This is a genomic window from Streptomyces sp. NPDC086989, from assembly GCF_044745505.1.
Taxonomy (GTDB): Bacteria; Actinomycetota; Actinomycetes; order Streptomycetales; family Streptomycetaceae; genus Streptomyces.
In genome coordinates this window covers 521205-532957 of record NZ_JBIVAL010000006.1, presented here as the reverse complement: position 1 = coordinate 532957, position 11753 = coordinate 521205, and the positions used below count along the sequence as shown (strand labels likewise).

General features: G+C 73.4%; 11 protein-coding genes. 3 read left to right on the top strand and 8 right to left on the bottom strand.

What is annotated here, in order from left to right:
- Positions 1-154 precede the first annotated feature (154 nt).
- From ACIPK4_RS18085 to ACIPK4_RS18060, 6 genes are all read right to left on the bottom strand, one after another.
- Complete coding sequence (locus ACIPK4_RS18085) at positions 155-2767, bottom strand: SpoIIE family protein phosphatase (protein WP_402313687.1); 2613 nt, start codon at positions 2765-2767, stop codon at positions 155-157.
- 158 nt (positions 2768-2925) lie between these two features.
- Complete coding sequence (locus ACIPK4_RS18080; RefSeq protein ID WP_402313685.1) at positions 2926-3354, bottom strand: ATP-binding protein; 429 nt, start codon at positions 3352-3354, stop codon at positions 2926-2928.
- 162 nt (positions 3355-3516) lie between these two features.
- Positions 3517-3948: a (deoxy)nucleoside triphosphate pyrophosphohydrolase gene (locus ACIPK4_RS18075; RefSeq protein WP_376192957.1), complete on the bottom strand. Its 432-nt coding sequence runs from the start codon at positions 3946-3948 to the stop codon at positions 3517-3519.
- 30 nt (positions 3949-3978) lie between these two features.
- The gene (locus ACIPK4_RS18070) at positions 3979-4164 is read right to left on the bottom strand and encodes a hypothetical protein (RefSeq protein WP_054226041.1); all 186 of its coding nucleotides are present in this window, start codon (positions 4162-4164) and stop codon (positions 3979-3981) included.
- A 414-nt stretch (positions 4165-4578) separates the two neighbouring features.
- On the bottom strand, positions 4579-5331 hold the full coding sequence (locus ACIPK4_RS18065) for a GntR family transcriptional regulator (RefSeq protein WP_402313636.1): 753 nt from the start codon (positions 5329-5331) through the stop codon (positions 4579-4581).
- Positions 5332-5454: 123 nt separating this feature from the next.
- Complete coding sequence (locus ACIPK4_RS18060) at positions 5455-6597, bottom strand: DUF4190 domain-containing protein (RefSeq protein WP_402313634.1); 1143 nt, start codon at positions 6595-6597, stop codon at positions 5455-5457.
- A 231-nt stretch (positions 6598-6828) separates the two neighbouring features.
- Between ACIPK4_RS18060 and ACIPK4_RS18055 the strand changes: the two genes are divergently transcribed.
- The 3 genes from ACIPK4_RS18055 (at position 6829) to ACIPK4_RS18045 (ending at position 9798) form a co-directional block, all read left to right on the top strand.
- Positions 6829-7938 (top strand): threonine synthase, encoded by a 1110-nt coding sequence (locus ACIPK4_RS18055; RefSeq protein ID WP_402313632.1) that lies wholly within the window; start codon positions 6829-6831, stop codon positions 7936-7938.
- Positions 7939-8008: 70 nt separating this feature from the next.
- A complete protein-coding gene (locus tag ACIPK4_RS18050; protein ID WP_402313630.1) occupies positions 8009-8818 on the top strand; it encodes an isocitrate lyase/phosphoenolpyruvate mutase family protein in 810 nt (269 codons plus the stop codon).
- A 44-nt stretch (positions 8819-8862) separates the two neighbouring features.
- Positions 8863-9798 (top strand): EamA family transporter, encoded by a 936-nt coding sequence (locus tag ACIPK4_RS18045; RefSeq protein WP_402313628.1) that lies wholly within the window; start codon positions 8863-8865, stop codon positions 9796-9798.
- 42 nt (positions 9799-9840) lie between these two features.
- On the opposite strand, the gene ACIPK4_RS18040 is transcribed toward ACIPK4_RS18045, so the two are convergent.
- A complete protein-coding gene (locus tag ACIPK4_RS18040) occupies positions 9841-10638 on the bottom strand; it encodes a trypsin-like serine peptidase (RefSeq protein WP_376192969.1) in 798 nt (265 codons plus the stop codon).
- Positions 10635-11738, bottom strand: a complete 1104-nt coding sequence (locus ACIPK4_RS18035; protein ID WP_402313626.1) for an alpha/beta hydrolase — start codon at positions 11736-11738, stop codon at positions 10635-10637. The genes ACIPK4_RS18040 and ACIPK4_RS18035 overlap by 4 nt, the downstream gene beginning before the upstream one ends.
- Positions 11739-11753 lie beyond the last annotated feature (15 nt).

Here is an 11753-nt window from a genome sequence, read left to right as displayed (position 1 = left end):
GGCGCAGGCACAGCGGGCGGACGGGCTGGCGCGGCAGGCGCAGCAGCTGGCCGAGGAGGACGTACGGGCGTACCGGAACGCGTGCGGGGGCGGCGCCTGCGCACACCCCGCACCCCACACCCCGCCGCACCGCACGCGGTCTGGAGCCGAACGGTCAGCCGTACATGCTGAGCAGCTGTTCCGCCGACAGCTCCGTCAGGGGCTCCGAGCCGCCGCCGGGCAGCGGCAGCTCGAACCAGACCGTCTTGCCGCGGTGGGTGCGGCGCGTGCCCCAGCCCGCCGACAGCATGCCGACCAGCTGGAGGCCGCGCCCGCCCTCGTCGGTGTCGCGGGCCCGGCGGCGGCGCGGCTGCACCAGGTTGCCGTCCCAGACCTCGCAGACGAGGGTCCGGTCGAGCAGCAGCCGGAGCCGGATCTCGCCCTCGCCGTACCGGAGGGCGTTCGTCACCAGCTCACTGACCAGCAGTTCGGTGGTGTCCAGCAGCCCCTCCAGTCCCCACGCGGGGAGTTTCGCCCGGGCCAGCTCCCGCGCCCGGCCCACCGACCGGGCCTCACGCGGCAGCTGCCAGTCCCCGACCGCGTCCATCGGCAGCCCCTGTACCCGCGCCATCAGCAGCGCGATGTCGTCCTCGCCGTGCCGCGTGTCCAGCGTGTTCAGCACGTGGTCGCAGACGTCCTCCAGCGGCCGCACCGGGTCGGCGAGCGCGTCCCGCAGCCCGCGCAGCCCCTCCTCCAGCGGGTGGTCCCGCGACTCCACCAGCCCGTCGGTGTACAGGGCCAGCAGGGCCCCTTCCGGAAGGTCCACCTCCACCTCCTCGAACGGCTCCCCGCCCACTCCGAGCGGCATCCCCGGCGGCACCTCCAGCAGCAGCGCGGGCCGCGGCGGGGCGCCGGGCTCCGCCGGTTCCACCAGCACCGGCGGCATGTGGCCGGCGTTGGCGATCGTGCAGCGCCGGGTCACCGGGTCGTAGACGGCGTAGACGCAGGTCGCGAGGTACACCTCGGAGCGGTCCGCGTCCCGGGAGTGCAGCGCCGCCCGGGAGGCCTGCTGCGAGCCACCGGGTGCGCCGAGGCCGCGGGCGATCTCGTCCAGGGCGGACAGCACCTCCGCCGGCTCCAGGTCCAGCAGCGCCAGGGTCCGTACGGCGGTCCGCAGTTCACCCATCGCGACGGCGGCCCGCAGTCCGCGGCCCATCACGTCGCCGACGACCAGCGCCGTGCGGTGTCCGGGCAGTTCGATGACGTCGAACCAGTCCCCGCCGACCTCGGTGGCCGCGTTCCCCGGCAGGTACCGGCAGGCGATGTCCAGGCCGGCCGCCTCGGGGTCCCCGGGGGGCAGGAGGCTGCGTTGCAGTATCAGCGCCCGCTCGTGCTCGCGCCGGTAGAGGCGGGCGTTGTCGATGCAGACGGCGGCGCGGGCGGCGAGTTCCACGGCCACTGCCCGGTCCCGCTCCCCGAAGGGCTCGCTGCCCTTCGTGCGGGAGAACTGGGCCAGCCCGACGACGGTGTCGTGGGCGACCATCGGCACGACGAGCGTGGACTGCACGAGGTCGTCCGGTCCGCTGCCCTCGACCAGCCGCGGCCGGGCGGTGCGCAGCGCCAGTGCTCCCGGGGAGGCCGCCGGATAGCGGTGGGTCTCCCCTACGGAGACCAGCGCGCCCGGACCCGACAGCGGGGCGTCCGAGACCGCCGAGGCGAAGGCGACCCGCCGCAGCGGCGCGGAGGGCGCCCGTCCGGGACCCAGCCCGGGCGGCAGCGGTGGCACCCCGGGCCCGTGCGGTCGCGCGGGCCGGTCGTCGTCGCCGAGCAGCAGGCCCTGGTAAAGGTCGACGGCGGCGAGGTCGCAGAAGCCCGGAACGGTCACGTCGAGCAGTTCGCGGGCGGTGGTCTCCAGGTCGAGGGAGTTGCCGATGCGGTGTCCGGCCTCGTTGAGCAGGGCGAGGTTGCGCCGGACCCCGGCGGCCTCGCGGGCGGCCAGGTGACGTCGGGTGACGTCGGTGCCGAGGCCCGCGACGCCGATGGGGCGGCCGGTGCCGCCGTGGACGCGGTAGAGGTTGATGGACCAGTGGCGGTGTTCGCGGCTGCCGGGGGCGGCGCCGGTGATCTGGAGGTCGGTGACGGATTCGCCGGTCTCCAGGACCCGCCGCAGGGCCTCGGCCATCCGGTCGGCCTCCTGCGGCGGGAGGTAGTCGTGGACGGTGCGGCCCCGGTGCTCCTCGACGGCGCCGCCGAACACGGTCGCGAAACGGCGGTTGGCCCGCTGCACGGTGAGGTCCGTGCCGAAGAGCAGGAAGCCGAAAGGAGATTGGCCGAATATCGCCTGCGAAGCCGCCAGATCGGATTCGATCTGGCGCAGTGCCCGTACGTCGACCACGACGCACAGCGCGGCCCGTTCGGCGGTCTCGGTCTGGGTGGGCATCACATAGATCTCGGCCACACCGTGGGCGCCGTCCCCGCCGGGGATGCGGAAGGGGACGAGGCCCGTCCACTCCTTGCCGTCGAGGATCTCGGCCACCCTGCGGTGCCCGCCGGCGCGCAGCTCCGGCGGCATGAAGGCGTCCACCGGGTCCCGGCCCACGGCCTGCGCGGCGGTCAGCCCGAACAGCTCCTCGGCGCGCAGGCTCCACTGGTCGATGAGCCCGTCGGGTCCGATGGAGAAGGACGCGACCTTTATGTAGTCATATATCGAGCCAGGCGGGCTGCTGTGCCACAGGGAGTCGTGCCATGTCTCCCCGGGCACACGGGCCTGATGTGCCTGCGCAGGTATCTCGCTCACGCGACCGTCCCCTCCAGCTCACCGCAACCGGACCGGCCATGACCGAAGTATTCAGCACCACGGCCCCGCACGGCACGGCGTTCACGATCACAAAAAGGTCCCGACTATTTCGAGCCATGCCCCGTGATCGTCGGCCATCCTTCACCTTGTTACTCACCAGGAAGCGCCAACTCGAACCACACGGTCTTGCCCGATTTCCCGTGTCGGGTTCCCCAGCGCCGCGCCGAGACGGCGACCAGGTGGAGCCCCCGGCCTCCCTCGTCGTCCGGCTCCGCGACCCGCGCGCGGGGCGGATCCGGAATCGGATCGGAAACCTCCACCAGCAGCGCGGCGCCCCCCGTCGCGCTTTCACTGGCCTGATTGCGCCGCACCAGCCGGACCCCGATGGGGCCGGAGGCGTACCGCAGTGAATTGGTGACCAGCTCGCTGACCAGCAGGACGGTGATGTCGCCGACGGAGTCCAGGCCCCAGGAGGTGAGCGTGCCGCGGACGGCCTGGCGGGCGGTGCGGACGGCGCCGGGCTCTGCGGGGAAGGCCCACTCGGCGCATTCACCGTCTGTGTCGATCACGCCGATCACTTCCCGGGCCGGCAACGACCCCAGTCCGATTCCGCAGGGACAGAGCCACGAGGGGCAGTACACGATAGGGACTAATAGCGACATACCCGATATTCAGGGCGTCGTACCACCCGATGCCCATGCACCGGCGCACTGTGGCGCAGACGGCCCAGTGCATGCGCGTCACGCGCCCCCGTGCGACCTGGTGTGCTGCTCGGCGCGCTCGGCGCGCAGCCGGCGACCGGCCTCCGCCACCGCCGGCCGGTCCTGTTCGAGCCAGTCCACGGAGTCGAGCTCCTCCGGCCCGAGCCAGCGCAGCTCGTCGTGGTCCTCCAGCGGCGCGGGCTCGCCGGACAGCAGCCGGGCGGTCCACACGTGCAGGACGAGCCCGGGCCGCACCGGCCACTCCCCCGGGATCCGCTCCAGCGGCTCGGCCTCCACGCCGAGCTCTTCGCGCAGTTCGCGCACGAGCGCCTGGGGGACCGACTCCCCCGGCTCGGTCTTGCCTCCGGGCAGCTCCCAGCGTCCGGCCACCTCGGGGGGTGCGCTGCGCCGGGCGGCCAGCAGGCGCCCCCCATGACAAAGGGCTCCGCCCACGACCACGCGTACCGTCATGGGGCGGAGCCTATGTCAACGCGGGGATGCTCAGTTCGTCGTGGCGGTCTGACCGACCCGCTCGACCCAGTACAGCTGCTTGTGGCCTCCGCCTTCGAGGCCGTCGACGACTTTCTGGGCCTCGGCCCGGGTGGGGTAGCGGCCCACCCGGTAGCGGTTGCCGTTGTCGTCCTGACGTATGACCAGCCATGGGAGCAGGGCACCGCTGTCGTTCATCGCGTTTCACCCTCCGCCGATGTACCTGCCCGGGAAACCGCATTGCGCATATGCCCGAGCTTACGCCCGACCTTTACGGAGCGGATACGGATTTTCACGAAGAGGTACCTCAGCGGCGTACGCATCCGGCCATGCGTACGAGTGGGCCGTGTGCGCCGGTTCGCGGACGGCGCGTCCGGGGGCGGCCCGCCCGGTCAACCGCGCGCTCAACGGCCATGGAACGAGGGGGAGTCCGGCCGCGAAACGGCCGGCGAGGGGAGGGCGGGCCGCGGCGCGGCGGCCGGACGGCCCGAAGAGGCCGAGGAACCGGACGGCGGGGGCGATCACCATCGCGCCGAAATCCGCCGGGTCCATGACGGCCCGTCACCCGTCGTGCGCCGACGGCTCCCCGGGAGGACCCCCGGGGAGCTCCGCTCAACGGACGGGCAGGTGGTACGAGAGGCGGTAGCGGTCCGCCGGAACGACCACGTCGGCGGTCTCGACCGCCAGTCCGGATGCGAAGTACGTACGGCCGATCACCAGGACCACGTGCCCCGGGACCCCGCCCAGCAGCATGATCTCCTCCGCCAGGCCCGGCCGCGCCCCGACCTCCTCCACCACGTTGTCGACGACGACGTCGATCGCGGCCATCCGGTCGACGACCCCCGAACCGGCGAGCGGCCCCTCCTCGGGCAGCATCACGGGGGTCCGGCCGGTGACCGCGAGCGGCTCCCAGGAGGTCGAAAGCATCATCGCCTCCCCCGCGTCGCGAAAGACGTACCGCGTCCGCATGACGCGCTCGCCCGGCTCGATGCCGAGCCGCCCGGCGATCTCCGCCGGTGCGGCCGCCTGCTCGCTGCTGGACTCCCACGTCCCGCGGGCGGCGGCGTCGGCCTGCTCCTGCCGGAACGGCGTCGACGTCCCGCCCGTGCGGTATCCCGAGCGGGCGACGCGCCGCGGCACGGGCTGCTCCCGTACGTACGTGCCCGATCCGGACCGGCCCTCGACCAGCCCCTCCGCCATGAGGACCTTGCGCGCCTCCAGCGCCACCGTGTCGGAGACCCCGTACTCCTCGCGGATCCGGGCCTGCGAGGGGAGCCGGGCGTGCGGGGGCAGGGACCCATCGACGATCTTCCGTCGCAGATCCCCGGCGACGCGCAGATAGGCCGGCTGCTCACCGAAAGTCACTGGCCACTCCCATCAGGTTGACAGACAGCTACACCCTGGCAACCGACGGTTGTGCGCCGCAAGCAAGGGCCAGAGTTTCACCCGAAGTGATGAAGCCAGGTCACTGAAACCCGTTACCGAGCGTTACCTCGCGGTATCCTCGCCGGCTCGCCACGCCGCGGCCCCGGCGGCCCCGGCTGACCCGGCCGAGCCGCCGCCCGACTGGTCCGCCAGCCAGTCCGGCACCGTCGTCGCCAGCCCGTACGCCCCGCGCAGCGCCTTCTCCGTCTCCACGGACAGCGCGCCCGAAGCCTCGTCCCACGCGTCCTGGAACGCCGCGGGCTTCGTCGCCCTCGCCGCCCGCTGCCAGCCCGCGCGGGCCGCCTCGACCTCCTTGAGCTGCGCCCGCGCCGGCCCGGCCAGCTCCGGCCGCTCCTTCGCCCCGTCCAGCAGCGAGCCCTCCGCGGCCAGCGCGACGTCCACCGCACGGGCCCAGTCCAGATACCGGGGCAGCGCCTCGTCGATGGCCTCCTCGGGCTCGCCGCCCATCGCCAGGTCGGCCTCGTTCATCACCCGCAGGAAGGCCACCTGCTCCGGCTTCAGCATCCCGGCGTCCTTGCGCAGGCTGCCGCGGTGGTCCTCGTCCGCCGTGCCGATGACGCAGAGCAAGCGCCGGTCGCCGCCGCTCCACGACTCGCGCGAGGGCGCGAAGTAGAACATGTCCGCGTACGAGGGCAGCGCCCACGTGTCCATCGCGTACGCGTCCTGCGCCTTCCAGCACGCCTGTGTGGCGGCCCTCCTCAGCTCGGGCCCCCCGGGGAAGGCGCGGCCGGCGAACCGGGTCGAGGACGTGACCTCCCCCTCGTGCACCTCGGTGCAGGCGATCCGGTAGATGAAGGGGCTTTCGGCGAACAGGTCCCCGCCCGGGACGTTGAAGCAGTCGCCGGCCCGCATGTCGTCCGCGGGGGTCAACTCGCCCTCCACGCCCTCGAACTGCTGGATGGTGTCCAGGCGGTCGAACAGCCGCCCCGCGACCCGGTCCGTGACGAGGACGAGGACGAGGGTCATCACGAGCGACACCGCCAGGCCCGTGATCGCGAGCCCCCGGCCCCGCTCCCCCTTCCGCGCGATCTGCACGAGTGCCACGATCGCGAAGACGACGCCGAGCGGCGGCAGGCACAACAGCCCGACCAGCAGCGACGCGAGCGCAAAGCCGTTGAGCGCCGGTTCCCCGTACGCCGGCTGCGGCGTCGGAGCGGACCAGTGGGGCGGCGGCGGGGTGCTCACGGGGCGGGGGGCTCCATCACGGCGGGGGTCGCGAACGAATGCCCGAAATAGTACGCAGCGGCGGCGTCCGCCGTAACGGTCGCCCCCGCACTCGGGCCCGGTCACCGTGTTCGGGTCTGCCGGCCGCGCCTCCGAAAGGCGGACGCGCCCGTTCGCCTGACCACCAGAGCAGGGCGGACGCGTAACATCCGTGCCGTACAACGGCCATGAATGAGCAAAGGCGCTCTCCACATGACGCACGCACTGCCCGGCTACGTCTGCCCCGAGGACGCCACGCGCGCCGAGGCCCGGACGGCCCCCTGGTGCTGCCCCCTGTGCGGCGGACCGTGGGACCTCGACTTCACGCCCGATCCGTCCGCCCCGCTCGAACCGGCCGCCGGACCCCCCTCGCTCTGGCGCTTCGGCTCCGCGCTGCCGCTCCCGGGGGCGTTCTCCGTGACGCTCTCCGAGGGGAACACCCCGCTGGTCCCGCTCGGGGACCGGATCCACGCCAAGCTCGACTTCCTGATGCCCACGCTGTCCTTCAAGGACCGCGGCGCGGTGATGCTCGCGGAACTGGCCCGGCGGCTGGCCCCGGAACGGGTGATCGCGGACAGCAGCGGGAACGCGGGGACGGCCGTGGCCGCCTACTGCGCGCGGGCCGGGCTGAAGTGCGAGGTGTTCGTACCCGAGGGCACCCCGGAGAAGAAGACGGAGCAGATGCGGGCCCACGGCGCGGCGGTCCGCTTCGTGCCGGGCGGCCGGGAGGCCACGGCGCTCGCGGCCCGCGCCGCCGCCGACCTCCCCGGGGTCTTCTACGCGAGCCACGTCTTCAACCCGTACTTCCTGCACGGGACGAAGACGTACGTGTACGAGGTGTGGGAGGAGCTCGGCGGCCGGCTGCCCGAGACCCTCGTCGTCCCCGTCGGCAACGGCACCCTGCTGCTGGGGGCGGCCCTCGCGGTCTCGGAGCTGGCCCGCCGCGGGGTGAAACCGCCCGCGCTGATCGCGGTCCAGGCCGAGGCGGTGTCCCCGCTGGCCAAGGCCTTCGCGGCGGGCGCGGAGGACGCCGCTCCGGTGGAGCAGCTGCCCACCCTCGCCGACGGGATCGCGATCCCGGCCCCGCCGCGGGCCCGCCAGATCCTGGCGGCGGTCCGCGCCTCCGGCGGCACCTTCCTGACGGTCCCGGAGGAGGCCCTGCGCGCGGCCCGCCGGGACCTGGCGCAGCGCGGCCTGTTCGTGGAACCCACGGCGGCGGCCTGCTGGGCGGCGGTGGGCCCGCTGTCCCCCACCGACCCCCTCCAGGGCCGCACGGCGGTCCTCCCCCTGTGCGGGGCCGGCCTCAAGGCGGGGTGGACGTAGTGCGGCGGCGCCGGCGTACGTGTCGGGAAATCGCCAGCCCGGGACGGCGGGCGTCTGGTGAACTGGGGCCATGACCACCACCGTTGATCTCGCCCGCCGGTTCACCGCGCTCCACGACCCGGCCGCCCCGCTGGCCCTGGCCAATGCCTGGGACGTCGTCAGTGCCCGTCTCGTCGAGGCCGCCGGGGCCCCCGCCGTCGCCACCACCAGCGCCGGTGTCGCCTGGTCCCTCGGCGCGCCCGACGGGGACGCACTGACCCGCGACCGCGCCCTCGACCTCGTCTCCCGGGTGGTGGCCGCCGTCTCCGTCCCGGTCACCGCGGACATCGAGGGCGGCTTCGGCGCCGACGCCGCCGGGGTCGGCGAGACGGTCGCCGGGGTACTGGCCGCCGGGGCGGTCGGCGTCAACATCGAGGACGGCACCCGGGCCGCCGCCGATCACGCGGAGCGGGTGGCCGCGGCCCGGGCGGCCGCCGACGCCGCCGGGGTCCCGCTGTACATCAACGCCCGCATCGACACCTTCCTCTTCGGCCTCGGGGAGGCGGAGGGCCGCCTCGACGAGACCCTCGCGCGCGCCGCCGCCTACCTCCGCGCGGGCGCCTCCGGCATCTTCGTCCCCGGGGTCACCGACCCGGCCACCGTCCGCGAGCTCGCCAAGGGCATCGACGCGCCGCTGAACGTCCTCGTCGGCCCCGGCGCCCCGTCCGTCGCCGAACTCGGCGCCCTCGGCGCCGCCCGCGTCAGCCTCGGATCCTGGGTCGCGTCGGCCGCGTACGACGTGGTCCGCCGCGCCGCCGAGGAGCTGATCGCGGGCGGCACGTACACCGCGCTGGACGCCTCCCTGCCGTACGGGGAGCTGAACGCCCTGCTCAAGGGCTGAGATCCGGGAAGCGTGTAACCTCCACCGACCCTAGGATCCCGTTCATGCGCACCTCGGAGACCGCTGAGAGCAAGCAGCCGCAGTCCGCCGCCCGCAAGGTCACCGGCGCCGTGTGGGTCGCGCTCGCCCTCGTCTACGTCCTCTGGGGATCCACCTACCTCGGCATCCGGGTGGTCGTCCGGACCATGCCGCCGTTCCTGTCCGCGGGGACCCGCTTCATCGCGGCCGGCCTGCTGCTGCTCGGTCTCGTCGCCTGGCGGTACGGGCCGGCCGCGCTGCGGGCCACCCGTGCGCAGGCCGGTGCCGCGGCCCTCGTCGGCCTGCTGCTGGTCCTCGGCGGCAACGGCCTCGTCGTACTGGCCGAGACCTCCATCCCGTCCGGCCTGGCCGCGCTGCTGGTCGCTGCCGTGCCGATGTGGCTGGTGGTGCTGCGGAGCGCCACCGGTGACCGGCCGGCGCTGCCCACCGTCGGCGGGGTGCTGCTGGGCTTCGCCGGGCTCGCGGTGCTGACCGGCCCGGGCATCACCGGCGCGGTGCGGCTCTGGGGGGTGCTGCTGGTGCTGACGGCGTCCGTGCTCTGGTCGCTGGGCTCGTTCGCCGCGTCGAAGCTGTCCCTCCCGGGCAACCCGTTCACGGGCAGCGCGTACCAGATGCTCGCCGGCGGCACCGGCGGCATCCTCGTCGGCCTGCTGCGCGGCGAACACCGTGCGATGGACTGGGCGGGCTACTCCGCCGCCTCCTGGCTGGCGCTGGGCTACCTGATCGTCTTCGGCTCGCTGGTGGCCTTCACGGCGTACGCGTGGCTGCTGCAGAGGGCGCCGCTGTCGCTGGTCGCCACGTACGCGTACGTCAATCCGGTCGTGGCCGTCGCGCTGGGCGCGCTGATCCTCGACGAGGCCCTGACGGTACCGATCCTGGTCGGCGGCGCGATCGTCGTCGTGGCGGTGTGCGTGATCGTCAGCACCGAGCGCAGGGGTTAGCGGCGGGCCGGGCCACCCGGCGGGGCCGGACCGGGACCGGCGTCAGTCCCGCGCGGCCTGCTCGTACAGCGCCTTGGCCCTCTCGTCGAAGAGCGCGGCGGTGGAGTCCACGTCCGTGTCCCCGCCGCTCAGCACCCCGATCAGCCGCCCCGGGTTCCCCGGACCGCCGCGGTCGGCGATCCAGGGGCTCCCGCTGGTGCCCGTCCAGAAGCCCGCGCAGCTGATGTACAGCATCGCGGGGTCGTCCTGGTCGTGGCCGGTCTGGGTCGTGCAGGAGACGGGCTTGTTCTGCGGGTTGCGGTCGGACTCCGGATAGCCGACGACCGTCACGTCCCGTTCGTACCCGGAGGTCCAGTCGGGCTTGGGGGCCTCCGCTGCGCCGCCGACCGCCTGCTGCACCGTGCGGCCGTCCTCGTCCGGCTCGATGCTGAGGAACGCGAAGTCGGCGGTGTCCTCGCCCCATCTGGTCCAGCGCTCGTCCACGTGGACCGCGCGGACCTTCCACACCCCGAGGGGCTGGCGGCCCTCGCCCTCGCCGGTGAACGCGGGGGCGAACGAGAGGTCGCCGATGGCCCGGCCGTCGTGCGCGACCGCTCCGGGCACGCCGTCCTCGCCCGCCGGGGCCACGCAGTGCGCGGCGGTCGCGACGACCGTGCCCTTGGGGCTGTCGACGACGCTCGCCGTGCACCAGTGCTCCCCGTTGGCCATGAGCACGCCGACGCCGGGGAAGGGGTGCACGGCGTGCGCGTCCCTGTCCGTCGCCTTGACGAAGCCGACGGCGAGCACCGCCGCCACCCCCGCCACGGCCGCGGCGGACGCACCCCTGGCCACTGCGGTCATCGCACGGCGGGGTCGGGGGTCGGTGCCAGCATGACCTTGCTGATCCACTCCAGCGCGCCCTCCCTCATGCCGCGTACGTACGACTTCCCATTGTGCTCACCATCCTGGATCACCTGGAGCGTGGTGTGCACGGGGCCCTTCCCGTACTCGCTCATGAACTTCTCGGCCTTCTCCCGGCCGGTCTCCTTGGTGCCGATCTGGAAGTTGATGTAGACGTCCGGACCCCCCTCCCTGATCAGCTTCTCGGCGAGCTTCTCGGGGTTGTTCTCGTCCATGGCCTGCGTGTTCCCCTTCCACAACGGGGAGTCCGGGACGATGTCGACCCCGCTCGCGATGGCCGCCTTGAAGCGGTCGGGGTACTTCAGGACGTGCTTGAAGGCGCCGAACCCGCCCGCCGAGGAGCCCATGAAGGCCCAGCCGTCGCGGGAGGTGAAGGTCCGGAAATTGGCCCTCGTGAAATCCGGGATGTCTTCGACCATCCAGGTGCCCATCTTCGGCTCTCCGGGGATGTCCGAGGCGTCGAAGTGGTGCTTGGTGTCGGCGTTGTGCACCGGCATGATCAGGATGAAGGGCAGGCTCGTACCGGCCTTCGCCCCGTCGCTCACCGCCTTCTCCAGGCCGAGGCCGGGGCCCGTTCCCCAGTAGTTCGTGGGGTAGCCCCGGCCGCCCGGCAGGGAGATCAGCACCGGGAAGGCGCTCTTGGCGTACTTCGGGTCGTCGTACTCCTTCGGCACCCACACCCACACGTCACCGGTGAACCCGGACTTCGCGCCGGTCAGGGTGGTCCGGCCGATCTGCGTGCCGTCGGGCAGCCGGTACGTCCGTACGAAGGAGGCCTTCGGCCCGGTCGGCATGCTCACCCCCGGCCGGATGTCCGCGGCCGCGGCCGACTGCTGGACCTTCCCGAACGAGACGGGATCCCCTATGTCCGAGAAGAGCTTGTACTTGTACGCCGCGGCGCCGCCCCCGGCGGCGAGCACGAAGGCCAGCGCACCGCTGATCACGAGCCTGCGCAGGCGCCTGGGACGGCGGCGGCCCGTGGTCGGCGGGCCTTCCTCGGCCAGGAGGCCGCCCTCACTCTGAAGCTGGTCATGCTGCACGGATTTGTCCCGTTC